This is a genomic window from Amycolatopsis sp. CA-126428 (genome assembly GCF_002904335.1).
Classification (GTDB): domain Bacteria; phylum Actinomycetota; class Actinomycetes; order Mycobacteriales; family Pseudonocardiaceae; genus Amycolatopsis.
Genome location: NZ_PPHF01000038.1, coordinates 172,537 through 195,407 on the forward strand (window position 1 = coordinate 172,537; position 22,871 = coordinate 195,407).

At 70.9% G+C, this 22,871-nt stretch carries 20 protein-coding genes, 2 tRNA genes and 1 riboswitch; of the genes, 13 read left to right on the forward strand and 9 right to left on the reverse strand.

Translation table 11 applies throughout. The features are described from left to right. Positions 1–315, reverse strand: coding sequence for a DUF6191 domain-containing protein (locus C2L58_RS12110; protein WP_103337663.1), 315 nt, complete (start codon positions 313–315; stop codon positions 1–3). 109 nt (positions 316–424) lie between these two features. Between C2L58_RS12110 and C2L58_RS12115 the strand changes: the two genes are divergently transcribed. From C2L58_RS12115 to C2L58_RS12125, 3 genes are read left to right on the forward strand one after another with little or no spacing between them, the layout of a single operon-like run. Further along, complete coding sequence (locus C2L58_RS12115) at positions 425–1,351, forward strand: ABC transporter ATP-binding protein (protein ID WP_103337695.1); 927 nt, start codon at positions 425–427, stop codon at positions 1,349–1,351. Further along, positions 1,348–2,199, forward strand: coding sequence for an ABC transporter permease (locus C2L58_RS12120; RefSeq protein WP_103337664.1), 852 nt, complete (start codon positions 1,348–1,350; stop codon positions 2,197–2,199). The genes C2L58_RS12115 and C2L58_RS12120 overlap by 4 nt, the downstream gene beginning before the upstream one ends. Before the next feature lie 2 nt (positions 2,200–2,201). Then, positions 2,202–2,435, forward strand: coding sequence for a helix-turn-helix transcriptional regulator (locus C2L58_RS12125; protein ID WP_013228830.1), 234 nt, complete (start codon positions 2,202–2,204; stop codon positions 2,433–2,435). Here the strand turns inward: C2L58_RS12125 and C2L58_RS12130 are convergent. Further along, complete coding sequence (locus C2L58_RS12130) at positions 2,432–3,160, reverse strand: hypothetical protein (RefSeq protein WP_103337665.1); 729 nt, start codon at positions 3,158–3,160, stop codon at positions 2,432–2,434. The two genes, C2L58_RS12125 and C2L58_RS12130, sit on opposite strands and share 4 nt — an antisense overlap. A gap of 85 nt (positions 3,161–3,245) precedes the next feature. Beyond that, positions 3,246–3,353: riboswitch (cobalamin riboswitch) on the forward strand. 49 nt (positions 3,354–3,402) lie between these two features. On the opposite strand from C2L58_RS12130, the gene cobN reads away from it, so the two are divergent. Together cobN and C2L58_RS12140 are read left to right on the forward strand one after the other, a co-directional pair. Next, the gene (gene cobN, locus C2L58_RS12135; protein WP_103337666.1) at positions 3,403–6,966 is read left to right on the forward strand and encodes a cobaltochelatase subunit CobN; all 3,564 of its coding nucleotides are present in this window, start codon (positions 3,403–3,405) and stop codon (positions 6,964–6,966) included. 177 nt (positions 6,967–7,143) lie between these two features. Continuing rightward, a complete protein-coding gene (locus tag C2L58_RS12140) occupies positions 7,144–8,349 on the forward strand; it encodes a chitinase (protein ID WP_103337667.1) in 1,206 nt (401 codons plus the stop codon). A gap of 4 nt (positions 8,350–8,353) precedes the next feature. Here the strand turns inward: C2L58_RS12140 and C2L58_RS12145 are convergent, their stop codons facing one another. Further along, entirely contained in the window at positions 8,354–9,445 is a 1,092-nt protein-coding gene (locus tag C2L58_RS12145; RefSeq protein ID WP_103337668.1) for a dihydrofolate reductase family protein, read from the reverse strand. Positions 9,446–9,533: 88 nt separating this feature from the next. Here C2L58_RS12145 and C2L58_RS12150 point away from each other — a divergent pair, with 88 nt between their 5' ends. Then, on the forward strand, positions 9,534–9,785 hold the full coding sequence (locus C2L58_RS12150) for a hypothetical protein (RefSeq protein ID WP_103337669.1): 252 nt from the start codon (positions 9,534–9,536) through the stop codon (positions 9,783–9,785). A gap of 58 nt (positions 9,786–9,843) precedes the next feature. On the opposite strand, the gene C2L58_RS12155 is transcribed toward C2L58_RS12150, so the two are convergent. The 3 genes from C2L58_RS12155 to C2L58_RS12165 all read right to left on the reverse strand — a co-directional run bounded on the left by C2L58_RS12155 (position 9,844) and on the right by C2L58_RS12165 (position 13,382). Next, a complete protein-coding gene (locus C2L58_RS12155; protein ID WP_103337670.1) occupies positions 9,844–11,076 on the reverse strand; it encodes an aldehyde dehydrogenase family protein in 1,233 nt (410 codons plus the stop codon). A gap of 458 nt (positions 11,077–11,534) precedes the next feature. Then, positions 11,535–12,320 carry a M50 family metallopeptidase gene (locus C2L58_RS12160; RefSeq protein WP_103337671.1) on the reverse strand — a complete coding sequence of 262 codons (786 nt, stop codon included), beginning with the start codon at positions 12,318–12,320 and terminating at the stop codon, positions 11,535–11,537. Positions 12,321–12,476: 156 nt separating this feature from the next. Beyond that, on the reverse strand, positions 12,477–13,382 hold the full coding sequence (locus tag C2L58_RS12165; RefSeq protein ID WP_103337672.1) for a DNA-3-methyladenine glycosylase family protein: 906 nt from the start codon (positions 13,380–13,382) through the stop codon (positions 12,477–12,479). A 148-nt stretch (positions 13,383–13,530) separates the two neighbouring features. On the opposite strand from C2L58_RS12165, the gene C2L58_RS12170 reads away from it, so the two are divergent. The 3 genes from C2L58_RS12170 to C2L58_RS12180 all read left to right on the forward strand — a co-directional run bounded on the left by C2L58_RS12170 (position 13,531) and on the right by C2L58_RS12180 (position 16,760). Beyond that, complete coding sequence (locus tag C2L58_RS12170) at positions 13,531–14,280, forward strand: class I SAM-dependent methyltransferase (protein WP_103337673.1); 750 nt, start codon at positions 13,531–13,533, stop codon at positions 14,278–14,280. Positions 14,281–14,319: 39 nt separating this feature from the next. Continuing rightward, a complete protein-coding gene (locus C2L58_RS12175) occupies positions 14,320–15,642 on the forward strand; it encodes a M20 family metallopeptidase (RefSeq protein ID WP_103337674.1) in 1,323 nt (440 codons plus the stop codon). A 98-nt stretch (positions 15,643–15,740) separates the two neighbouring features. Continuing rightward, complete coding sequence (locus tag C2L58_RS12180) at positions 15,741–16,760, forward strand: S1C family serine protease (protein WP_103337675.1); 1,020 nt, start codon at positions 15,741–15,743, stop codon at positions 16,758–16,760. 115 nt (positions 16,761–16,875) lie between these two features. Here the strand turns inward: C2L58_RS12180 and C2L58_RS12185 are convergent, their stop codons facing one another. Together C2L58_RS12185 and C2L58_RS12190 are read right to left on the reverse strand one after the other, a co-directional pair. Then, positions 16,876–17,250 carry a DUF3224 domain-containing protein gene (locus C2L58_RS12185; protein ID WP_103337676.1) on the reverse strand — a complete coding sequence of 125 codons (375 nt, stop codon included), beginning with the start codon at positions 17,248–17,250 and terminating at the stop codon, positions 16,876–16,878. A 68-nt stretch (positions 17,251–17,318) separates the two neighbouring features. Continuing rightward, positions 17,319–18,839 (reverse strand): helicase HerA-like domain-containing protein, encoded by a 1,521-nt coding sequence (locus C2L58_RS12190; RefSeq protein ID WP_103337677.1) that lies wholly within the window; start codon positions 18,837–18,839, stop codon positions 17,319–17,321. A 113-nt stretch (positions 18,840–18,952) separates the two neighbouring features. Here C2L58_RS12190 and orn point away from each other — a divergent pair, with 113 nt between their 5' ends. The 3 genes from orn (at position 18,953) to proP (ending at position 21,346) form a co-directional block, all read left to right on the forward strand. After that, positions 18,953–19,561 (forward strand): oligoribonuclease, encoded by a 609-nt coding sequence (gene orn, locus C2L58_RS12195; RefSeq protein ID WP_103337678.1) that lies wholly within the window; start codon positions 18,953–18,955, stop codon positions 19,559–19,561. A gap of 77 nt (positions 19,562–19,638) precedes the next feature. Next, positions 19,639–19,714 (forward strand) — tRNA-His (locus C2L58_RS12200). A 225-nt stretch (positions 19,715–19,939) separates the two neighbouring features. Next, positions 19,940–21,346, forward strand: coding sequence for a glycine betaine/L-proline transporter ProP (gene proP, locus C2L58_RS12205; protein ID WP_103337679.1), 1,407 nt, complete (start codon positions 19,940–19,942; stop codon positions 21,344–21,346). Here the strand turns inward: proP and C2L58_RS12210 are convergent. Continuing rightward, entirely contained in the window at positions 21,343–22,536 is a 1,194-nt protein-coding gene (locus tag C2L58_RS12210) for a L,D-transpeptidase family protein (protein WP_199191227.1), read from the reverse strand. The genes proP and C2L58_RS12210 overlap by 4 nt on opposite strands. A 166-nt stretch (positions 22,537–22,702) precedes the next feature. On the opposite strand from C2L58_RS12210, the gene C2L58_RS12215 reads away from it, so the two are divergent. After that, positions 22,703–22,775 (forward strand) — tRNA-Lys (locus C2L58_RS12215). The last annotated feature ends 96 nt before the right edge of the window (positions 22,776–22,871 follow it).

A 22,871-nucleotide genomic window follows, 5' to 3' on the forward strand; every position in this document is an offset into this window, starting at 1 on the left:
TCACTGTAGCTGGCCGTTCCGGGGCTCCGGCGGGTCCGAACGCGGCCGGATCCGGGCCGTTCCGGCGTCCAGGTCCACGTCACGCCAAGGAGGCGCGCCTTCGGCGTCCTGCTCGACGAGCATCGACATCGTTTCCCGGTGTTCCAGCTCACGCCGCTTGGTCCCGTAGAGGAACGCGGTGGCTTCTTCGATGGAGGTGGCGGACAGCCGCGCCTTGAAGCGCGAGCCGTTCTTGCGCGGCCGCAGTTCGATCGCGGCCATGACCAGCAGGATCACCACGCCGCCCGGAAGGGCGAGCCCCAGCCAAGTTCCCATGCCCGGCGAACCGGGTGACCGTGGGTCAAGTTCCCGGTACCGCAGAAGTCTGATTAAATGTAGTAGGTGTGCTACATTCAATCGCATCAGTCAGATGGGGGTGACCGTGATGAGAGATCCGTCCGATCCCGTCGTCCGCGTGCGCGGGCTGCGGATGCGGTACGCCGCGATCGACGTGCTCCACGGCGTCGAATTCGAGGCGTACCGGGGGGAGGTCGTCTGCCTGCTCGGGCCGAACGGCGCGGGCAAGACGACGACGATCGAGATCCTCGAGGGCTTCCGCATGCGGTCGGCCGGCGAGGTGAGCGTGCTGGGCGTCGACCCGGCGCACGGCGGCGAGGACTGGCGGGCACGGCTGGGGGTCGTGCTCCAGTCCTGGCGTGACCACGGGAAGTGGCGCGTCCGCGAGCTGCTCGCGCACCTCGGCCGGTACTACGCGCCGTACTCGACGGCGTCGCACCAGCGGCCGTGGGACACCGACGAGCTGATCGCGACGGTCGGGCTCACCGAGCACGCGCACAAGAAGCTCAAGCAGCTCTCGGGCGGGCAGCGGCGGCGGCTCGACGTCGCCATCGGCATCGTCGGGCGCCCCGAGCTGCTGTTCCTCGACGAGCCGACCGCGGGCTTCGACCCCGAGGCCCGGCGCGAGTTCCACGACCTGGTGCACCGCCTGTCCGACGAGCTCGACACGACGATCCTGCTGACCACGCACGACCTGGACGAGGCCGAGAAGCTGGCCGACCGGATCCTCATCCTCAACGGCGGCCGGATCATCGCCGACGGCTCGGCCGACCAGCTCAGCCGGCAGATCTCCGGCGAGGCCGAGGTCCGCTGGAGCGTCGGCGGGCAGCGCTTCGTCCACTCGACGACCGAAGCGACGAAGTACGTTTACGACCTGTTCAAGCAGCACGGCGAGGCCGTCGCGGACCTCGAGGTCCGGCGGGCGTCGCTGGAGGACACCTACATGACGCTGGTCCACCGCGCCGAAGCCGGCGGCGAGACGGAGCTCGGCCTCCAGGAAGCGGGTGCGCGATGAACGCCAGGACAGCGACACTGCGCAACGGGCTGGCCCGTGGCTGGATCGAGTTCAAGCAGACGTGGACCAACCTCGACGACGTGGTCGGCCAGCTCGTCTTCGTCACGCTCTTCCTCGGCACGCTGTTCTTCATGCGGAACGCGACCCTGCCCGGCACGTCGTTCTCGCTCGGCGCCGCGACCGTACCGAGTGTGCTCGGCGCCGGCATCGTGTTCCAAGGGCTGACCGGCGCGGCGGGCTACCTGGCCGTCGACCGCGAGGACGGCACGCTGCTGCGGGCGAAGGCGACGCCGAACGGGATGCTCGGGTACCTGCTCGGCAAGACGACGGCACTGTCGCTCGCCCAGCTCACGGGCCTGATCGCGGTCCTGATCCCGTGCCTGTTCGTGTTCTCCACGCTGGCGCCGGACGGCGTCTGGTCGTACCTGCACCTGCTCGGGGTGCTGCTGGTCGGCATGATCGCGACGATGCCGATCGGCGCGGCGCTCGGGTCCCTGACCAGCAGCCCGCGCTCGATCGGGCTGATCACCCTGCCGATCATGGGCCTGGGCGCGATCTCGGGGATCTTCTACCCGATCACGGCGCTGCCGGTGTGGGTGCAGGACATCGCGCAGGTGTTCCCGATGTACTGGCTGGGCCTCGGGATGCGCTCGGCGCTGCTGCCGGACAGCGCGGTCGTCGTCGAGATCGGCCAGTCCTGGCGGCCGCTGCCGACCCTCGCGGTGCTCGTCGCGTGGGCCGTGATCGGATTGGCGCTGGCCCCGGTCCTGCTCCGCCGCATGGCGCGGCGCGAGGCCGGCTCGTCGCTGGCCGAGCGGCGGGAAAAGGCCATGCAGCGTGTGGGGTAGTCATGAGTGAGGTCGTCTACAACCGGATCGCGATGCTGCGCGCGGAGCGGTCGATCTCGCGGCGGCAGCTGGCGGAGGCCCTCGGCGTGCACTACCAGACGATCGGCTACCTGGAGCGCGGCGAGTACAGCCCGTCGCTGTTCCTGGCCCTGCGGATCGCGGAGTTCTTCGAGGTCTCCGTGGAGGTGCTGTTCTCGACGAAGCCCTTCCCCCGCCTGGGAGAGCGGTCCGCCTAGGGCTTGCGCAGGTCGGCGTCGGCCAGGGCGCGGACGACGTCGTCGCGGCGGGTCTCGCGGATCGTCCGGTTGAGCTCGACGTGCAGGAACGGCGTGCCGCCGGCGGCCTGGCCCTGGACGTTCGTCGTCCCGGCCAGGCCGCGGCACGGCTCGGCCCAGGCCCGGCGGACGCGGAACCCGGCGGCTTCCAGGCGGTCCGCTGCCCGGCGGGCCGCGTCGCCGGCCTCCGCGGCGCCGGCCGAGAGGACGACGTCGGCCGCGGGCAGCGTGCGGTCCTTGAAGCCGTGCAGCTGGACCTGCGGCAGGCCGCGGCGGGCCAGCAGTGTGGTGACGACGTGGAAGACGGTCCGCGTCTCGTGCGCCGGGTCTTCCCGGCGGCGGTGCGCCCCCGCGACGGCCAGCACCGCGCCGGGCACCTGCTCGAAGAGGGCCAAGCCGATGAGGTCGGTCCGCAGGTCGGACGAGGGGTGCGGCACCTCGACGACCAGTGACGGCGGTGCGGACCGGTCGATCGCGTAGAGCCCCCAGGCTCGCTCGGTGCCGGTTTCCTGGACCACGAAGGCGTCGCCGGTCACGGAGAACCCCAGGTCAGGCAGGTGATGGGGGCGGCCGTCGAGCAGGGCGGCGAAGCCCGTTCCGGCGGTTTCGAGCTCGGCCGCGGTGGGGTGGCGGTACGGCTGCCGGGTCGACTGCGCGGCGGTGAAGCTCCGGAGAAAGGGTTCCAAGCCGCCAGGTTACCCAGGCAACGTCACCTTGACGCGCCTCGACCGGCACCGGAGAGTGAGGGCGATACCCACGCGTCGGCAGGTGGAGGAACCCGGTGAGAGTCCGGGGCGGTCCCGCCACTGTGACCGGAGCTGTGTTCGATGCCCCCTCCGCGGGAGGGAGTACGTCGGCGGCTCCGGGAGCCAGGAACTCCGGCCGGCGCGCCCGTCTACCCGGGGCGCGGACCCCGAGGAGGAACCTCGTGATCCTGCTTTTGTCCACTTCGGACACCGACCTGCTCAGCGCCCGATCGAGCGACCGCGAGTACCGGCTCGGCAACCCCGCCCGGCTCGACGTCGCCGAGCTGCCCGGGCTGCTCGACGGCGTCAAGATCGTCGTCGCGCGGATCCTCGGCACGCCGCGGAGCTGGCAGGACGGCCTGGACACGCTGCGGGCGTCGGGCGCGCACGTCGTCGTCCTGGGCGGGGAGCAGACGCCGGACGCCGAGCTGATGAAGCTCTCGACCGTCCCCGCCGGGATCGCCGCCGAGGCCCACGCCTACCTCGCGCAGGGCGGCCCGGCGAACCTCACCCAGCTGCACCGGTTCCTCTCCGACACGCTCCTGCTCACCGGCGACGGCTTCGAGCCGCCCGCCGAGCAGTCCACCTGGGGCGTCCTCGAACGTCCTTCGCGGGGCGACGGCCCGGTCATCGGCATCCTCTACTACCGCGCGCACCACCTGTCCGGGAACACGGCGTTCGTGCACGCCCTCGCCGACGAGATCGAGGCCGCGGGCGGGCGCGCGTTGCCGGTCTACTGTGCTTCGCTGCGGACACGCGAGCCGGAGATGATGGCCGAGCTGGCGTCCGTGGACGCCTTGCTGGTCACCGTGCTCGCGGCCGGTGGCACGCGGCCGTCCGAGGTGGGCGCGGGCGGTGACGACGAGGCGTGGGACGTCGCCGAGATGGCCGCGCTCGACGTCCCGATCCTGCAGGCGCTGTGCCTGACCAGCGACCGCGAGACGTGGGCGGCCAGCGACGACGGCCTCTCGCCGCTCGACGCCGGGAACCAGATGGCCGTGCCGGAGTTCGACGGGCGGCTGATCACGGTGCCGTTCTCGTTCAAGGAGCTGGACGAGGACGGTCTCCCCCGGTACGTGCCGGACGCCGAGCGCGCGTCCCGCGTCGCTCGCATCGCGCTGGCGCATGCCCGGCTCCGGTACACACCTCCGCCGGAACGCCGGATCGCGCTGATGCTGTCCGCGTACCCGACGAAGCACTCTCGCGTCGGCAACGCGGTCGGGCTGGACACACCCGCTTCGGCGATCGAGCTGCTGCGGCGGATGCGCGCGCTGGGCTACGACCTGGGGCCGGACGCCTTTCCGGGCGTCGACCCGACCGGCACCGACCAGCCCGACGGCGATGCGTTGATCCACGCGCTGATCGCCGCCGGCGGCCAGGACCCGGAGTGGCTCACCGAAGAGCAGCTCGCCGGGAACCCGATCCGCGTTCCCGCCGCGCGGTACCAAGAGTGGTTCGACGCGCTGCCGGCCGAGCTGCGCGAAGGCGTCGAGGAGCACTGGGGCCCGGCGCCCGGCGAGCTGTACGTCGACAACGGCGACATCGTGCTGGCGTCCCTGCAGAGCGGCAACGTGATCATCATGATCCAGCCGCCCCGCGGGTTCGGCGAGAACCCCGTCGCGATCTACCACAACCCGGACCTGCCGCCGAGCCACCACTACCTGGCCGCGTACCGCTGGCTGGAGGAGGAGTTCGGCGCGCACGCCGTCGTCCACCTGGGCAAGCACGGGTCGCTGGAGTGGCTGCCGGGCAAGACCGCGGGGCTCTCGGCGTCGTGCGCGCCGGACGCCGTGCTCGGGAACCTGCCGCTGGTCTACCCGTTCCTGATCAACGACCCGGGCGAGGGCGCGCAGGCGAAGCGGCGGGCGCACGCGACGATCGTCGACCACCTGATCCCGCCGATGGCGCGGGCGGAGTCCTACGGCGACATGGCGCGGCTGGAGCAGCTGCTCGACGAGCACGCGAACATCGCGGCGATGGACCCGGCGAAGCTGCCGGCCGTGCGCCAGCAGATCTGGACGCTGATCCAGGCGGCCAAGCTGGATCACGACCTCGGCATCGACGAACGGCCGCACGACGCGGAGTTCGACGACTTCCTGCTGCACATCGACGGCTGGCTCTGCGAGGTCAAGGACGCGCAGATCCGCGACGGGCTGCACGTCCTGGGCGCGGCGCCGGTCGGCGAGGCACGCGTCAACCTGGTGCTGGCGATGCTGCGCGCGTCCCAGATGTGGGGCGGCAAGCAGGGCGCGGTGCCGGGCCTGCGGTCGGCGCTGGGTCTCAAGGAAGACGCGCCGATGTCCGAAGTGGACGCGGTCGAGAAGACGGCGCGGGAACTCGTGCAGACGATGGAGATGCGGGGCTGGGACGCGACCGCGGTCGCCTCGGTGGCGCCGGACGCCCAGGTCGCGCGGGTGCTTTCGTTCGCCGCCGAGGAAATCGTCCCCCGGCTCGCCGGGACGTCGGCCGAACTGGACGCGGTGCTGCACGCGCTGGACGGCGGGTACATCCCGGCCGGGCCGAGCGGGTCACCGCTGCGCGGGCTGATCAACGTGCTGCCGACCGGGCGGAACTTCTACACCGTCGACCCGAAGGCCATCCCGAGCCGGCTGGCCTGGGAAACCGGGCAGGCGCTGGCGGACTCGCTGCTGAAGCGCTATCGCGAGGACACCGGCGACTGGCCGAAGTCGGTCGGGCTGTCGGTGTGGGGCACGTCGGCGATGCGGACGTCCGGTGACGACGCGGCGGAAGTCCTGGCGCTGCTGGGCGTCCAGCCGGTGTGGGACGAAGCTTCGCGGCGCGTCACGGGCATCGAGGCGATTCCCCTGGCCGAGCTGGGCCGGCCCCGGATCGACGTCACGATCCGGATCAGCGGGTTCTTCCGCGACGCGTTCCCGCACGTGATCGCCCTGATGGACGACGCCGTGCGGCTGGTGGCCGGGCTGGACGAACCTCTCGACGAGAACTTCGTCCGCGCGCACGTGTCCGCCGACCTGGCGGCACACGGCGACGACCGGCGCGCGACGACGCGGATCTTCGGGTCGAAGCCGGGCGCGTACGGCGCGGGCCTGCTCCCGCTGATGGACAGCGGGAACTGGCGCGACGACAAGGACCTCGCGGAGGTGTACGCGGTGTGGGGCGGCTTCGCGTACGGCCGCGACCTGGACGGCCGCCCGGCGCGCGAGGACATGGAGAGTTCGTACAAGCGCATCGTGGTGGCGGCGAAGAACACCGACACGCGCGAGCACGACATCGCCGACTCGGACGACTACTTCCAGTACCACGGCGGAATGATCGCGACGGTCCGCGCGCTGACGGGCGCGGCCCCGGCGTCCTACGTGGGCGACAGCACCTCGCCGGACGCGGTCCGCACGCGCACGCTGGGCGAGGAGACGGCCCGGGTGTTCCGCGCCCGCGTGGTCAACCCCCGGTGGCTGGCGGCGATGCGCCGGCACGGTTACAAGGGCGCGTTCGAGCTGGCCGCGACGGTGGACTACCTGTTCGGCTTCGACGCCACGGCCGGCGTGGTCGGCGACTGGATGTACGAGAAGCTGACCGAGTCGTACGTGCTCGACGAGGTGAACCAGGAGTTCCTGCGGCAGGCGAATCCGTGGGCGTTACGCGGGATCGTGGAGCGGCTGAACGAGGCGGCGGACCGCGGTTTGTGGGCGGAGCCGGATCCGGCGTTGCTGGAGAAGATGCGCGAGGTATACCTGTCGCTGGAGGGCGACCTCGAGTCGGAGTGACCGCAAGCGGACGACCGGCGGTGGTGGTCCGGACCACCGCCGCCTTGGCCGGACAAGTTTCGGATATTGCGGGACGTTTCGCCCGCCGATCGGGATTACCCGACCTTGGTGGCTTGACTTCGTTAATGGTCTAGTCCAATGATCTGTCCACCTCGATCCCCACCGGGAGGACAGCTCATGCGCAGGAGCAGACTGGCCGCCGTCGGGCTCGCCGCCGCCACTTTCGCCGCCACCGCCGTCAGCCTCGTGCTCGGCGCACCGTCGGCGACCGCGGCGTTGAGCAACAACTGGTACGCCGCGGCGCCGTACCTGATGCCCCAGAGCAACAACCCGCCCGACCCCGTGACCGTGATGAACGCGACCGGGCTCAAGGCGTTCCAGCTGGCGTTCATCCTCGCGCCGAACGGCGGCGGCTGCAGCCCGACCTGGGACGGCACCTCCGCCGTCTCGTCCGACACCGCGGTCGCGGGCGTCATCTCGCGGATCCGCGGCGCGGGCGGCGACGTCTCGGTGTCCGTCGGCGGGTACGGCGGCACGAAGCTCGGCCAGACCTGCGGAACGGTGGCCGCGACGGCCGCCGCCTACCAGCAGGTCATCACGAAGTACTCGCTCAAGGCGATCGACTTCGACCTCGAAGAGCCCGAGTACGAGAACACCGCGGCGATCGCGAACGAGCTCGGCGCCGCGAAGACGTTGCAGGCCGGCAACCCCGGCCTGTTCGTTTCGGTGACCATGCCGGGCACCGCGGCCGGCACCGGCTGGTTCGGCACGCAGCTGATCGACCAGGCGAAGTCGATCGGCTTCACGCCGAACAACTTCTCGATCATGCCGTTCGACGGCGGCTTCAACGGCGGCTCGTCGCAGGTGTCGGCGCTGGAAGCGTTCCACGGCCTGCTGATGTCCCATCTGGGTTGGGACAGCGCGACCGCCTACGCCCACGAGGGTTTCTCCGGCATGAACGGCAAGTCCGACGCGGCGGAGATGTTCTACACCTCGGACTTCCAGACGGTGTACGACTACGCGACCAGCCACGGCCTCGGCCGTTTCACGTTCTGGTCGGTCAACCGGGACCGCGCCTGCTCCGGCACGACGGACAACGGCGTCTGCAGCAACGTCCCGCAGAACGACTGGGACTTCACGAAGTTCAGCGTCCGCTTCGCCGGCGCGACCCCGCCGCAGACGACCCCGCCGGTGACGACGACCCCGACCACCCCGGGCAACGGCTCCTGCACCGCGGCGGAGTGGGACCGGGCGAAGGTCTACGTCAAGGACAACGTCGTCTCGCACAACAGCCACAAGTGGACGGCCAAGTGGTGGACGCAGGGCGAAGAGCCCGGCACGACCGGCGAATGGGGCGTCTGGCAGGACAACGGCGCCTGTTAGCCGGCTAGAAGTCGAGGTGGGTGTTCTCGCGCTGGACTTCCGGGGCCAGCGCGGGCACCTCGACGACGTGCCGCCCGGCCTGCCGCAGCAGTTCGGTGCCCCGGGCGTCGACGAAGACCGGCGGCTCACGCCAGGCGAACACGACCCGCGGAATCCCGGCGTCGAGGATCAGCTGGGTGCAGCTGCGCGGGTGGGAACTGCGGTGGCTGCACGGTTCCAGCGAGCTGTACATGGTCGCGCCGGCCAGGCGCGGGTCGCCGGCGCACTTGGCCAGCGCGGCCTCTTCGGCGTGGTTGCCCGGGTCGCCCTCGCCGGAATGCCCGGTGGCGACGACCTCGCCGTCGGCGTCGGTGATCACGGCGCCGACCCGGAAGGTGTGACTGGGCGGGCACTCGGCGGCGAGCGCGATGGCTTCCCTGAGGCGCTGGACGTCCCGGCCGGTCGGTTCGGCGGCGGCGCGGTACTCGAGGACGGCCATCCCCTGCAGTTCGTTCGCGGCGGTCAGGACCAGCGGCCGCGGATAGAGTCCCGGCCCGACGAACCGCGGCGCGTCCGGCTGCGCGACGAAGAACGGCGCGATCGCGAGCCGCAGTGCGTCGGCGAGGCCTTCGGTGAGGAAGCGGGTATGGATCCCGCCACCGCCTTCGACCAGCAGGTTCTCGATGCCGCGCGCGCCGAGGTCGTCGAGGACGCGCCCGAAGTCCGGCGGGTTCCCGGCGTCGACGACGGTGGCGACGTGCTTGAGCGCGTCCGCGGCGCCGGGCGGTGCGTAGACGAGCTTTTCGGTGTCCCCGACGGTGAAGAACTGCGCGTCCGGGTCGAGACCGCGGGTGGTCACGGTGACCTTGACGGGTTGTTCGGGCTTGCCCTGTTCCAGCCGTTTCCGCCGGAGTTCGGGGGACCGGACGAGCAGCCGCGGGTTGTCGGCCCGCACGGTCCCGGCCCCGACGAAGATGGCGTCGGCCTCGGCCCGCAACCGATCGACGATCGCGAAGTCGTCCTCTGTGGACAGCACCAGCCGCTCGGGTGAGGTGTCGTCGAGGTAGCCGTCGAGCGACTGCGCGGCGGACAGCAGGACGTGCGGCCGGGGGATCACCCGGCCCAGTATGCCGTAACACCCGGGGCGGTCCCCGCGTCCTACGACGTATCCCCCTGCCGTGCGCATCCCCCGGAGCTTTCTGAACATGACAACGCGAGGCTGGTACAAGGAGCGGACGCTCACCACGGTCGACACCGTCGGCCGGGAGGTGTCGGTGACGACCGGGCTCACCCGTGACCCCGAAGGCCGCTTGGTCGCGGCGATCGCGATCAGCGACGGACCGACGGCGATCTACCGCTATTCCGGCGACGCCGACGAGCGGACCGAGCTGGTCACCGACGCCGTGGACACGGTCAAGGAGCTGCGCAAGCTCGCCGGCGTCCCGCCGACGCGCTGACCTGGCCCGGCTTGGGCCGGCCCGCCTGGCCTGGCCGGCCTGGCCGGCCCCGCTCGGTTCAGGCCGGCAGGACCGCGTACTGGCGGACGTAGAGGTCGGTGTAGGTCACCGGGCCGCGCGGGCCGGGAACCTTGTCGAGGTTGATGCCGGTTTCCGGGACGGCGAGCAGCTTGAAGCCGTCGAGGAGGCGGGTCGGGGCGTTCCAGAAGACGCCCGTGCCGGTGTAGCCGTCGAAGAAGGCGTCGGCGGCCGACTCGTCCTCGGTGGAGATGCCCGCTGCCAGGCCGGAGGTGCGCTCGTTGGCGATGTCGACGGCGTCGGAGAGCGAGCCGACCTTGGCGACGGTGACGGTGGCTTCCCGGTCGGAGTCCAGCGCCCACTCGTAGCCGATGGGGTGCTCGTGCGGGGCCAGCGAAGGCGTGACGCCGCGCTCGGCGAGGGCGTCCGAGATCGCGGGCCAGGCGTCGTCGTGGATGTCTTCGTGGATGAGCAGCAGGTTCAGCCGGTTGCAGACGCCCAGCCGGTCGAGGCTGGCGTAGACGAGGTCGCGCGCCTTGGTGACGTCCGCCCCGCGGTCGACGTAGAGGACGCCACCGCCATCGGCGTGGGCGAGGGTGCGCACGCCGTGGACGGCCGCCTCGGTGGCGAGGGCGCGGGTGCTGTCCCCGCTGCCGCGCAGGATCACCAGCGGCACGAGGCCGGGCAGCCGGACGAGCGCGGAGGCCGCCTCCCGCTCCACGCGCGGCACGAGCTGCACGCAGTCGGCGTCGATGCCCGCCTCGGTGAGCGCCGGCGCGATGACGACCTCACGCAGCCGCTGGGCGGAGCCGAGCGCGGCCGAGCCGGTGCGCAGCACCCCGGCGTTGCGGGACTTGACCAGCTGAGAGGCCACGTCGACGGTGACGTTCGGCCGCGCCTCGTAGTTCGCCCCGATGACCCCGACCGGCCGCCGCCGTTCGACCAGCCGCAGGCCCCCGTCCAGGGTGGACACGTCGACGGAGCGCTCCTGGTGCGGGGCGCCGGCGAGCAGCCGAAGCTGTTCGGCCATGCCGGTGAGCCGCTCCGGGGTGATGGTGAGCCGGTCGAGCAGGCCGGCGCTCATCCCCTCGGCTTTGGCGCGCGCGACATCGGCCTGGTTCGCCTCGAGGATCTCGTCACGGTGCGCGAGCAGCCGCTCGGCCATCCCGGACAGAGCGTCATCGACGGCTTGGGCGCTCGCGGCAGCCAGCGACGGCGCGGCCAGCTTCGCCGCCCGTGCGCACTCCTCGACGGCCTTGGCGACCTCGTCCATCGTTCGTCTCCCTCCGCGCGGACCACCAGTTTGCCGCATGCACCCCGGTGACCGGCCACGGGCTCCACCGCCGGTGAGCGGGGACGCGCCTGGTCTGGGTGGCGCGGCCGCCGGGTGGCGCCCACGGCGGGGGGCGGCCTGCCGTCGGTGCGGTCGGGCATCGCGGCGGCACGTTGCGACGGGCGCGGCTGCCAACCGGCCACCGCCCGTGAGGTGCCGCCGCGACCGGCCGGGCCGGCCTGAGCACCGCACCTCGCGACCAGCGCGGCCGCCGAAGACGGCTGGCGAGCGTGGCGGCCGGCTCAGGCCGCCGATAGTGGGCCGCTCCACGCGGGTCTGTCCATGCCGGGCCCAGCGGGCATCGGGCAGCGGCGCGGGCAGCCTTCGTCGCCTGGCGGAGCGGCCCGGGTCGTGGCCAGCCAAGCCGGGCGCCGCGGCCGGGACCACCGCTGGCGGGGCTACTTGGCCACTGGCTCCAGGAGCCACAGGGCGCCGGCGATCAAGCAGCTGATTGTTGCCACCGCGAAGACCAAGACCCACAGCACCGGGGGGACCGCCGTGAGGCGGCCCAGCTGGTCCGCGTCCGAGTCGCGGGCCTGGCCGCGGCGGCGCTTGGTCTGGAGCTCGGCCACCGGCCGGACGCCTCCGAACAGCAAGAACCACGTCACCAGGTAGCTGAACGGGGCCTGCAGCTCGACCGGGGCCACGAACGCGATCAGCGCCAGCACCGCCGCGCTGGCGACCACCGTGAACACCCCGTACGCGTTGCGCACCATCACCAGCACGCCGAGCAGCAGCAGCGCGATCAGGACCAGCACCGTGCCGACCAGGTCGGCGCCCAGCAGGCTGGCGAACACCAGCCCCAGGACCGATGGCGCCAGGTACCCGGCCATCGCCGTGAACGCCATGCCCGGGCCCTCGGGCTTGCCGCGCGAGACGGTGACGCCCGAGGTGTCCGAATGCAGCTTGATGCCCTGCAGGCGCCGTCCGACCAGTACCGCGGCCAGCGCGTGGCCGGCCTCGTGCACCATCGTCACGACGTTCCGCGCCCGTCGCCACGGTGTCCCGCCGACCAGGACCACGAGCAGTGCGACGCCGCCGGCGATCAGGGTGATCACCGCGGGGGCCTGGGCCTGCTCCAGCAGCGAACCGGCCGGCGATGTGTCCGTGGCGGCAGCCGCGCGGAAAGCCGACAGGGCGTCACCGGCCGGACCACCGAGCGCGAAATGAACGGGCGAGCTCACCCGGACACCTCACCACAGGCGATATCTGGCTACCGTGAGTCCCCACCGCTCGCCGCTTCGCGGCTTCCGGTATTGCGTCGTGGCGCTCTCCTTTCTGTCGTCGGAACGCGGGCGGCAAGAGGCGCGGGCCGAGGCGTTGCCATCTCCCAGGTCAGGTCATCGCGACTCCCGCATCCGGGCCTCGCCCTCGACCCGGAACAGGAACGAGACCCAGCTCCGGAACGGCGCCCAGGCCTCCGCGATCTCCGCCAGCTCCGCGACGCCCGCGCCCGGGAGGTGGTACGCGTCGCGCATGATCTCGTGGAGGCGGGTTTCACTGCGGGGGAAGACGTCCGGGTGGCCGGCGCCGCGGATCAGGATCAGCTCCGCGCTGAACCGGCCGATGCCCGGCAGCAGCTGCAGCCGCTTCAGCGCCTCCTCCGCCGGCATTGCCCGCAACGCCGCCGCGTCCAGCATTCCGTCGGCCGCCGCCTCGGCGAGGGCGCGCAGGCGCGGGATTTTCGGGCCCGGCAGCCCCGGCTGGTACTCCATCTCCGCCAGCGCGGCCGGCGCCGGGAACGCCCTCAGCACGCCCCCGCCCACGTCGACCTCGGTGCCGTAGCGCTCGGTCAAGCGCCGGCGCAGCCGGACCGCCTGCGTCATCCAGATCCGGTGGCTCAGCACGGCCCAGCACGCCGCCTCGTACGGCGATGCGAAGAGGACCGGACGCAGGCCCGGGTGCAGCGCCTGCAGCAGCGAAACCACCGGATCACGGGCGCCGGCCTCCGGGAAGGCCGTGCCGTCGACGTCCAGCGAGCACATCCGCCGCACCTGGGCCACCACCGCATCGGTGTGCTCGGGCCGACCGTGGACCTCGACCGTGACCTCGCCGGGCGATCTCTGCCGCAGCACCGCTCCCACCGGCGTCCATTCGCCGTCGAGCGCGAACGCCACCCGCAGTGCGCCGGGTTCGGAATCCGGTTGCCCGGCCGGGGCGAAGCCGGTCAGGAAGCGGGCCGCCGCGGCCAGGTCGAACTCGCCGTGCACCTCGATGTCGGCACGCGGGCGGGAAATCGTCGTCATCTCTCCTCCTCGGATCGGAACCTTGCCCGCGACGTTAGGAAGGGGCACCGACAATTCCGGACCTCGAACGCCTGATCCCGGATTTGTTCACTCGATCGAGTGGCCGGGAGATGGGCATACTGCCGGTGTCCGAAAGGGAGGAGAGCCCGTGCCGACCACCGCATCCGACCGTCTCCAGGCCCTGCTCGAGACGCCGGCCCGGACGGACTCCGGCTACCTCGACCTGCTGGGCGCCGCGGACCAGGCCGGTCCGCCGACCGGGCTCACCCAGCGCCTGATGCGCACCACCCTGCTCCCGCAGGTCTACGAGCGGTACTGGCGGCCCGCCCTCGGCCGCGCGCTCAAGGGCCCGTTCGGGCCGAGCATGGCGGAAGAAGTCTCGCTTGCCACGAAGCTCCTCCGGCCGGCACCGGGCCGCACGGTGCTCGACGTCGCGTGCGGAACCGGCCGGTTCACCCGGGCGTTCGGCGCGGCCGTCGGCCCGGACGGGCTGGCGATCGGGCTCGACGGCGCCCGCACCATGCTCGCCAAGGCCGTCGCCGAGGGCGGCCCGGACACCGTCGCCTACCTGCGTGCCGACGCCGTGCACCTGCCGTTGAAGCCGTCCACAGTAGACGCTCTCTGCTGCTTCGCCGCGCTGCACATGTTCGCCGAGCCGGAGACCGCGCTGGACTCGTTCGCGCGCGTGGTGAAACCGGGTGGCCGAATCGTGCTGCTGACGAGCGCCCGCCGCGGCCGGCAACCCGCACGCCTGATCGAGTCGGCCGGCGGGATCGTGAGCGGCCAGAAGATGTTCGATCGCGGCGAAATCGGGGCGGCCCTGCGCGCCCGCGGCTTCACGAAGATCACCGAACGGTACGCCGGTGTCACGCAGATCGTGGCGGGCGAGTTCGGCTGAGCGCCGCGGATTGTCGGAGATGGCGGTTAGCATCGCCCCATGACCCACGCCGACCCCGTCCCGCCCGACGACAGCTACCTGCGTTCCCTGGTCGAGGCCACTGCCGACGCCGTCGCGGCCGCCGAACCGCTGTCCTCGCCGCACACCGGCGCGGACGAGGCGACGCGCGCCGAAGTGACCGCCGCGGTCGAGCGCAGCTCACCCGATCTGGTGACGTTGAGCCAAGATCTGCACGCCCACCCCGAGGAGGGCTTCGCCGAGCACCGGTCAGTGCGGGCGCTGGCCGATCTCCTGCACCGGCACGGCCACGAAGCCACGGTCGGCGTCGGCGGGCTCGACACCGCGCTGCGCGTCAGCACACCACCGCGAGACGGGCCGCACATCGCCGTGCTCGCCGAGTACGACGCGCTGCCCGGGCTCGGTCACGCCTGCGGCCACAACGTCATCTGCACCACCGCCGCGGGTGGCTTCCTCGGCGCCGCGACCGTCGCCGAGCGGCTCGGCGGCCGCGTCAGCCTGATCGGCACGCCCGCCGAGGAAGGCGGAGGCGGCAAGGAGATCCTCGCCCGCGCCGGCGTGTTCGACGACGTCGACGCGGTGATCATGCTGCACCCGTTCAGCCACGACATCGCGCTGCACCCGTTCCTCGGACGGCGTCAGCTGGAGATGATCTTCCACGGCGTCGGCGCGCACGCGAGCGCCCAGCCGTTCATGGGCCGCAACGCGCTCGACGCCGCCGTCGCCGCGTACCAAGGCGTCTCGGCGCTGCGCCAGCAGCTCCCGCAGAGCGACCGCGTCCACGGCGTGTTCACCGACGGTGGCGCCCGGCCCAACATCATCCCGGCTCGCGCCGCGCTGCTGTTCTACCTCCGGTCCCAGCGCCCGGAAACCCTGCGTGACCTCGCCGCCCGCATGACGTCGATCGCCGAAGGCGCCGCGGCGATGACCGGCTGCGGCGTCGAGCTGATCTGGGACGCCCAGGCGGCCTACCTGCCGATCCGGTTCAACACCGCGCTCGCCGGGCGGTGGACGGCCAACCAGGTGATCACCGGCCGCAAACCGCTGCCGCCGGGCATCGTGCCGGAGTCGCTCACGGGCTCGACGGACTTGGGCAACATCTCCTACCGTGTCCCCGCGCTGCACCCCATGCTGGCGATCTCGGGGCCGACGGTTGCGTTGCACACCAAGGAGTTCGCGGCCGCGGCCGGATCGGAGACGGGCGATGCCGGAGTCCGGGACGGCGCGCTGGGCCTGGCCCTGACCGCCGCCGACTACCTCGGTGACGCCGAGCTGCGGAAGGCCGTGCACGACGAGTTCGAGGCGGCGGGAGGAGTGCTGGACGTGCCGTCGTTCTTCGCCTGAAGCCTGAGGATCGGCTGAGTTTTCTCAGCTGATTCTTCTCAGCAAAGCCTGAGGTATTTCCACAGGCTGCTCACAAGCACGAGCGCGAATCTGGTCCTATGACCGAGAACGAGAGTCGGCCCGGCCCCGCCTCAACCGGTGGGCACCAGCCGCACCACAGCACTCAGCAGTACGGGCCGTACGCGCAGTACGCCTACCAGCAGCAGGCCGCGCCGAATCCGCTCTTCACCCCGCCGCCGGCCCCCGGCGCCCAGGCCCCCACGGCGTTGAAGACCAAGCCGCGCAAGGGTGGCCGCGTCGCGATGATCGTCAGCGCGACCGCACTCGGCGCCGCGCTGGTCGGCGGCGTCGGTGGCGCGGCGATCGTCGGGCTCACGTCGGCGGACGGCGCGACGACGTCGCTCAGCACGCCGGCCGCGAACGGGCAGACGGTCGCGAACTCGACCTCCGGCGACGTCAGCGCCGTCGCGGCGAAGGTCACGCCCAGCGTCGTCCAGATCAACGTCACGACGAGCCAGGGCGAGGCCATCGGCTCCGGCGTCATCCTCACCTCCGACGGCCGGATCTTGACCAACGCCCACGTCGTCGACGGCGCTCAGAACGTCGTGATCACCACGTCCGACGGCAAGAAGTACCAGGCCGGCGTGGTCGGCGCGGACACCAAGGCGGACATCGCCGTGGTCCAGGCCCAGAACGCCAGTGGCTTGAAGGCGGCGTCCCTGGGCGACTCGAGCAAGCTCGCCGTCGGCCAGGAAGTGGTCGCGATCGGCTCGCCGGGCGGCCTGCAGAACACCGTCACCACCGGCATCGTCAGCGCGCTGAACCGGAACCTGTCCGACATCGGGCAGGGCGAGCAGCAGCAGCGCTCGCCGTTCAGCCGCACGTCGAACCAGAGCAGCGACTCGCCCAGCTACACCGCGATCCAGACCGACGCCGCGATCAACCAGGGCAACTCCGGTGGCGCGCTGGTCGACGCCCAGGGCAACGTGATCGGCATCAACTCGGCGCTGTACAGCCCGTCGGCGTCGGCCAACGGCTCGGCGGGCAGCGTCGGGATCGGCTTCGCCATCCCGATCAACGACGCCAAGAAGATCGTCGACCAGATCGTGAACAACTAGGACGCGGACGGGCCGTGGTCGGGGCGGCCCGTCCCCCCGCTTCGGGGAGCGGGAGATCACCGCGAAGGCCGTTTCGAGAGTCAATCGGGGGCTCTCGAAACGGCCTTCGTGCTGCTCAGAGCGTGTAGGTGAGGGTCAAGTGGTGGTCCTCCCCGTCGATCTCGATGTTCGCCGTGCCGGAGATTCCGGTCAGCTCGCCCGCTCCGGAGCCGGTGAGGATCTTCAAGGTCAGCCCGGACTCGTCGGCCGTGTGATGCAGGACGAAGCTGCCCTTGCGGCCGTCGACCGAGACTTCGAGCCGCTCGAAGCCGACGTACGCGCGCGACGTCGCATTGGTCGCCGTCAGGAGTTCGACCGTGCTGGTCCCCTCGACCGCCCCGGTGAACGTCTTGGCGATCGCCACCCGGGCGAGCTCGTTGCCCCCGAACTCGTCGGTCGCCTGCGGCTCCCACTGGTCGACGGTGAACAACGCGGTGGCGGTGCTGGTCATGGCTGGTTCCCTCTCTTCGGTGTGGCACCACCTTGGCAGCGAAACCTGACGGGGAACGTCAGGATTTGTCAGCGCCTCCGGTTGCCGAACAGCCCACGCGTGATCTCGCGGCCCAGCGCACTCGCCGCGGACCGCATGAACGACTTCACGGCCGGGTTCTTCATGGCGGACTCGAGGAATCCCGGCTCGTCCCTCCCCGGCGCCGGCGGCGCGGGGGCAGCCTCGGGCGCGGGAGCGGCGGCGACCTTCGCGGAGAGCCGCTCGTAGGCCGACTCCCGGTCGATCGTCTCCGCGTACTTCGCGTGCAGATCGGACGAAGAGACGGCCGCGGCGACGGCCTCGTCGCCGATCGAGCCCATCTTCGACCGCGGCGCCCGCAGCCGCGTCCACGCCACCGGCGTCGGCGCACCGCGTTCCGACAGCACCGTGACGACGGCCTCGCCGATGCCCAGCGACGTCAACGCCGTGTCGAGCTCGTAGAACTTCGTCTTCGGGTAGGTCTTCACGGTCTTGGCGAGCGCCGCCTGGTCATCCGGCGTGAACGCCCGCAACGCGTGCTGGATCCGCGCGCCGAGCTGCGAGAGCACGGCGTTCGGGACGTCTGTGGGCAGCTGCGTGCAGAAGAACACGCCCACGCCCTTCGACCGGATCAGCTTCACGGTCTGCTCGATGCGCTCGAGGAACGCCTTCGACGCGTCGGCGAACAGCAGGTGGGCCTCGTCGAAGAAGAACACCAGCTTCGGCTGGTCGAGATCGCCCTCTTCGGGCAGCTCCTCGAACAGCTCGGCCAGCAGCCACATCAGGAACGTCGAGAACAACGCGGGCTTCGCCTGGAGGTTGTCGAGTTCGAGGAGCGTGACGACGCCCTTGCCGTCGGCCTGACGCATGAGGTCGTGCACGTCCAGCTCGGGCTCCCCGAAGAAGTCCTCGCCGCCCTGGGCCTCCAGATTGGACAGCGCGCGCAGGATCACGCCGGCCGTCGCCGCCGAGACCCCGCCGATCCCCTTGAGGTCCTCCTTGCCCTCGTCGCTGGTCAGGTGCGTGATCACCGACCGGAGGTCCTTCGTGTCCAGCAGGGCCAGACCGCGCTGGTCGGCCCAGTGGAAGATCAGCCCGAGCGTCGACTCCTGCGTCTCGTTCAGCCCCAGCACCTTGGCCAGCAGCACCGGCCCGAAGCTCGTGATCGTCGCCCGGATCGGCGACCCCTTGCCGCCGGTGCCCAGCGACAGGAACTGCACCGGGAACGCGGCGCCGGCCCAGTCGTCACCCAGCTCCTGCGAGCGCTTCGCGACCTTGTCGTTCGCCTCGCCCGCCGCGGCCAGCCCGGACAGGTCGCCCTTCACGTCCGCGAGCACCACCGGCACCCCGGCCGCCGACAGCTGTTCCGCGATCAGCTGCAACGTCTTGGTCTTGCCCGTGCCGGTCGCGCCGGCGACCAGCCCGTGCCGGTTCAGCGTCGCCAACGGCAGCCGCACGGCCGCCGCGGCGTCCACCTGCCCGTCGATCACGACCGCACCCAGCTCCAGCGCGGCACCCTCACTCGCATAACCAGCGGCGATCTCACTCGCCGGCGACTCCTGCTCGGCCACTGCCCGCTCCCCGATCTGTGTCCCGCACCACACCGAACCCGGCGTGGCGAGCGTAACGCGCCGTACGCGCAGGTAACGCCCTTCCTATCCCCGTGTCGGGTTAGGGTCACCAGGTGACCGACCGCCTAGTCTGGATCGACTGCGAAATGACGGGGCTCGACCTCGGCAAGGAAGCGTTGATCGAAATCGCCGCCCTCGTCACCGACGCAGAACTCAACGTGCTCGGCGACGGAGTCGACATCGTCATCCACGCCGACGAGGAAAAACTCGCCGGGATGCCCGAGATCGTCCGCGAGATGCACGCCCACTCCGGCCTCACCGAAGAAGTCCGCCGCTCCACGGTGACCCTCGAAGAAGCCGAGCGCCGCGTCCTCGACTACATCCGCGAGCACGTCCCCGAACCGGGCACCGCCCCCCTCGCCGGCAACTCCATCGCCACCGACCGCGGCTTCATCTCCCGTGACATGCCCGCCCTCGACGCCCACCTGCACTACCGCATGGTCGACGTCTCCTCCGTCAAGGAACTCGTCCGCCGCTGGTACCCGCGCATCTACTACGCCAAGCCGGAGAAGGGCCTCGCCCACCGCGCCCTCGCCGACATCCGCGAATCCATCGGCGAACTCGACTACTACCGGCGCGCCGCCTTCGTGCCCCAGCCCGGCCCCACCAGCGAAGAAGCCAAGGCCGCGGCCGCTGAAGTGCAGGAACGGCACCAAAGGTGACCCCCTGAAAAGCGGTCGCGAGCACCCGCTACGATTACTGCCAGCGAGGTGATCGCAAGCGGATCCCCTCGGCGATGGTGGGCGTAGCTCAGCTGGTAGAGCACCTGGTTGTGGTCCAGGAGGTCGCGGGTTCGAAACCCGTCGCTCACCCCATCACCCCGGCGTGGTCAGGGCCTTGCGGCCCTTTCCCACTGTCGGGGTTTCGCCTTTTTGTGGGGGTCGAACCCCCACAACCCCGCCGGGGGCACGCCCCCGGACCCCCATCCGAGTGGTCGCCTTGCGTTGCCGGGTGCGGTTTGGGGTTGGGCCGTTGGTGGTAACGCTCACGACTGGATGGCTCAGCGTGCGGGGGTCCCAATGGGGATGCACCGTTGAGGCGTGGAACGTTCAGGTGGGAAGGTCAGGGGCCGGAAGAAGCAGCTTCGGTATGAGGACATCACCGTCGTCGATCGGTCGCTTCTGAAACGGGCTGTCGGGGCTGCGGCCCTGGGCAATGCCATGGAGTGGTTCGACTTCGGGGTCTACGCCTACATCGCCGACACCATTGCCGAGGTGTTCTTTCCCCCCACCGTGTCTCCCGGGGTTCGGCTGATCGGGACCTTCGGGGCCTTCACCGCCGCCTTCCTCATGCGCCCGCTCGGCGGCCTCGTCTTCGGGCCGCTCGGGGACCGGATCGGGCGGCAGAAGGTGCTCGCCGTCACCATGATCATGATGGCCATCGGGACACTGTGCATCGGGTTGATCCCGTCCTACAGCTCCATCGGGGTCTGGTCGCCCATCCTGCTCGTCGTCGCGCGGATGGTGCAGGGGTTCTCCACCGGCGGGGAGTACGGGGGCGCCACCACCTTCATCGCCGAATACTCGCCCGACAAGCGGCGCGGGTTCATGGGGTCGTGGCTCGAGTTCGGGACGCTGTCCGGGTACGTGCTCGGAGCGTCCGTCGTCACCGGGATGAAGGCCTGGGTGCCGCACGAGACGCTGCTCGACTGGGGCTGGCGCGTTCCGTTCCTGGTCGCCGGGCCGCTCGGCATCATCGGGCTCTACATGCGGCTGAAGCTGGAGGAGACCCCCGCCTTCCAGAAGCACGCCGAGGAGGCCGAGAAGCGGGGGAAGTCCGGCGAACCGTTCTGGAAGATGTTCACCGAGTACTGGCCCGCGCTGCTCGCGTGCGTCGGCCTGGTGCTCGTCTTCAACGTCACCGACTACATGCTGCTGTCGTACATGCCGACGTACCTCTCCGAGCAGCTGCACCTCGACGCCACCCACGGGCTGCTGCTGATCATCGTCGTCATGGTCGTGATGATGCTCATCATCATGGTCGGCGGGCGGATCACCGACCACGTCGGCCGCAAGCCCGTGATGATGGCCGGCTGCCTCGGGTTCCTCGTGCTGTCCTGGCCGCTGATGCTGCTCGTCCACGACGGCGGCCTCGTCCTCACCTTCCTCGGCCTGATGGGACTCGGCCTGCTGCTGCTCTGCTTCGAGGTGTCGATGCCCGCGGCGCTGCCCGCGCTGTTCCCGACGGCCATCCGGTACGGCGCGCTGTCCATCGCGTTCAACATCTCGGTGTCGCTCTTCGGCGGCACGACCCCGCTGGTGATGCAGTCGCTGATCTCCGCCACCGGCTACGACTTCTGGCCGGCCTGGTACCTGATGGCGGCGGGCGCGATCGGCGCCGTCGCGGTGTACTTCAGCCGCGAGACGGCGAACAAGCCGCTCTGGGGCTCGGGACCCGCGGTGTCGACCGAGGCCGAGGCGCGGGAACTGGTCCGCGACTCGGGCTAGTTCGCCGCCGTCCGCCACTCGTCCCAGGACAGCTGCCAGACGCTCCAGCCGTCGGTCGGCTCGAGCTTCGGGCCGCCGCTGTTCTGCACGGTGACGACGTCACCCTTCTTGGACGTGTCCATCAGCCACTTCGTGTTCTCGGTGGACAGGTTCAGGCAGCCGTGGCTGACGTTGCTGTGGCCCTGCTGCCGCACCGACCACGGCGCGGAGTGGTAGAAGATGCCGCTGTAGGACAGCCGGATCGCGTACTGGACGAAGGTGCTGTAGCCGCCGGGCGCGTCTTCGGGCACGCCGTAGGTCGCGGAGTTCATCGTGTAGCCGGTGTGCTCGCTCATGACGGTGTAGGTGCCCTGCGGCGTGTTGTGACCGGGCTTGCCCATGGAGGTCGGCATGGTCTTGACCTCCTTGTCGTTGATCGTGACCGTCATCTGGTGGGTCACGCCGTCGGCGACGGCGACGAGCTTGTCGCCGACGGTGACGCTGGCGCCCTTGTCCTCCCGGCCGTAGCTGCCGTTGCCGAGCGGCTTGCCGTAGACGGCGGCGTCGACCTTGATCTTGGTGCCGCTCTTCCAGTACTCCTTCGGCCGCCAGGTGACCTGTTTGTCGCCGGACCAGCGGAAGGCGCCCTCGGTGGCCGGCTCCGCGGAGACCTTCAGCGCCTTCTCGGCCGCGGCCTTGTCGGTGACGTTGCCGGTGAAGGTGAAGATCAGCGGCATCCCGACCCCGACGGTCTCCCCCTCGTCGAGGTTCACCGAGACGCCGAGCTGCCGGGCGGGCTTGACGGTGCTGAAGGTCGACTCCGACGTGACCGGCTTGCCGTCGGAGCCGACGGCGGTCGCGGTCAGCTTGTAGGTCTTGCTGTAGCCGAGCGGCTCGGCGGAGTCCCACCCGGAGCCGTCGGCCCGCGGCTTCCCGGCGACGACCTTGCCATCGGCCCCGGTCAGCTTGACGTCCCCGACCTTCCCGTCCGCGACGGTGACGCTCACCGGCTCCCCGGGCGCGACGTCCTTCGCATCCTTGGCGGGCGTGACGGCGAGCACAGCGGGCTTCGGGGCCGGCTTGGGAGCGGTGCTACCGCTCTTGGGGGCGGTCTCCCGCGGAGGTTCACCCGAAGGGTTACTGCTGCACCCGGCCAAGGACAGGCCGATCACCCCGGCGGCCACCAGCAACCGCACCGTCACACCCCGCATGCCCACCCGCCCGTTTCGCCGACGATGTCCGACTACAGTGTGCCCGACCAGCCCCGACACCGGGGCGGCGATGCCGGAACCGGGTTGGGGGACCCCCCTGAAACGGGCCCCGGAGAGGGGTGCTAATCTTTTCCACGTCGCCGAGGGAAACCTCCGGCAGACACCGGCGCCATTAGCTCAATTGGCAGAGCAGCTGGCTCTTAACCAGCGGGTTCGGGGTTCGAGTCCCTGATGGCGCACAGCCGGAAAGCAAAGCTCACCAACAGATTCCCTGAATTTCAGGGAATCTGTTGGTGGGCTTTGCTTCGTGCGTGCAGCCCCGGTGCAGCCGACGT

Excerpts from the sequence above, each read along its gene's own strand:
- C2L58_RS12110 (WP_103337663.1), bottom strand. The coding sequence starts at position 315 with ATGGGAACTTGGCTGGGGCTCGCCCTTCCGGGCGGCGTGGTGATCCTG.
- C2L58_RS12115 (WP_103337695.1), top strand. The coding sequence starts at position 425 with ATGAGAGATCCGTCCGATCCCGTCGTCCGCGTGCGCGGGCTGCGGATG.
- C2L58_RS12120 (WP_103337664.1), top strand. The coding sequence starts at position 1,348 with ATGAACGCCAGGACAGCGACACTGCGCAACGGGCTGGCCCGTGGCTGG.
- C2L58_RS12125 (WP_013228830.1), top strand. The coding sequence starts at position 2,202 with ATGAGTGAGGTCGTCTACAACCGGATCGCGATGCTGCGCGCGGAGCGG.
- C2L58_RS12140 (WP_103337667.1), top strand. The coding sequence starts at position 7,144 with ATGCGCAGGAGCAGACTGGCCGCCGTCGGGCTCGCCGCCGCCACTTTC.
- C2L58_RS12150 (WP_103337669.1), top strand. The coding sequence starts at position 9,534 with ATGACAACGCGAGGCTGGTACAAGGAGCGGACGCTCACCACGGTCGAC.
- C2L58_RS12155 (WP_103337670.1), bottom strand. The coding sequence starts at position 11,076 with ATGGACGAGGTCGCCAAGGCCGTCGAGGAGTGCGCACGGGCGGCGAAG.
- C2L58_RS12165 (WP_103337672.1), bottom strand. The coding sequence starts at position 13,382 with ATGACGACGATTTCCCGCCCGCGTGCCGACATCGAGGTGCACGGCGAG.
- C2L58_RS12175 (WP_103337674.1), top strand. The coding sequence starts at position 14,320 with ATGACCCACGCCGACCCCGTCCCGCCCGACGACAGCTACCTGCGTTCC.
- C2L58_RS12180 (WP_103337675.1), top strand. The coding sequence starts at position 15,741 with ATGACCGAGAACGAGAGTCGGCCCGGCCCCGCCTCAACCGGTGGGCAC.
- C2L58_RS12185 (WP_103337676.1), bottom strand. The coding sequence starts at position 17,250 with ATGACCAGCACCGCCACCGCGTTGTTCACCGTCGACCAGTGGGAGCCG.
- C2L58_RS12210 (WP_199191227.1), bottom strand. The coding sequence starts at position 22,536 with ATGCGGGGTGTGACGGTGCGGTTGCTGGTGGCCGCCGGGGTGATCGGC.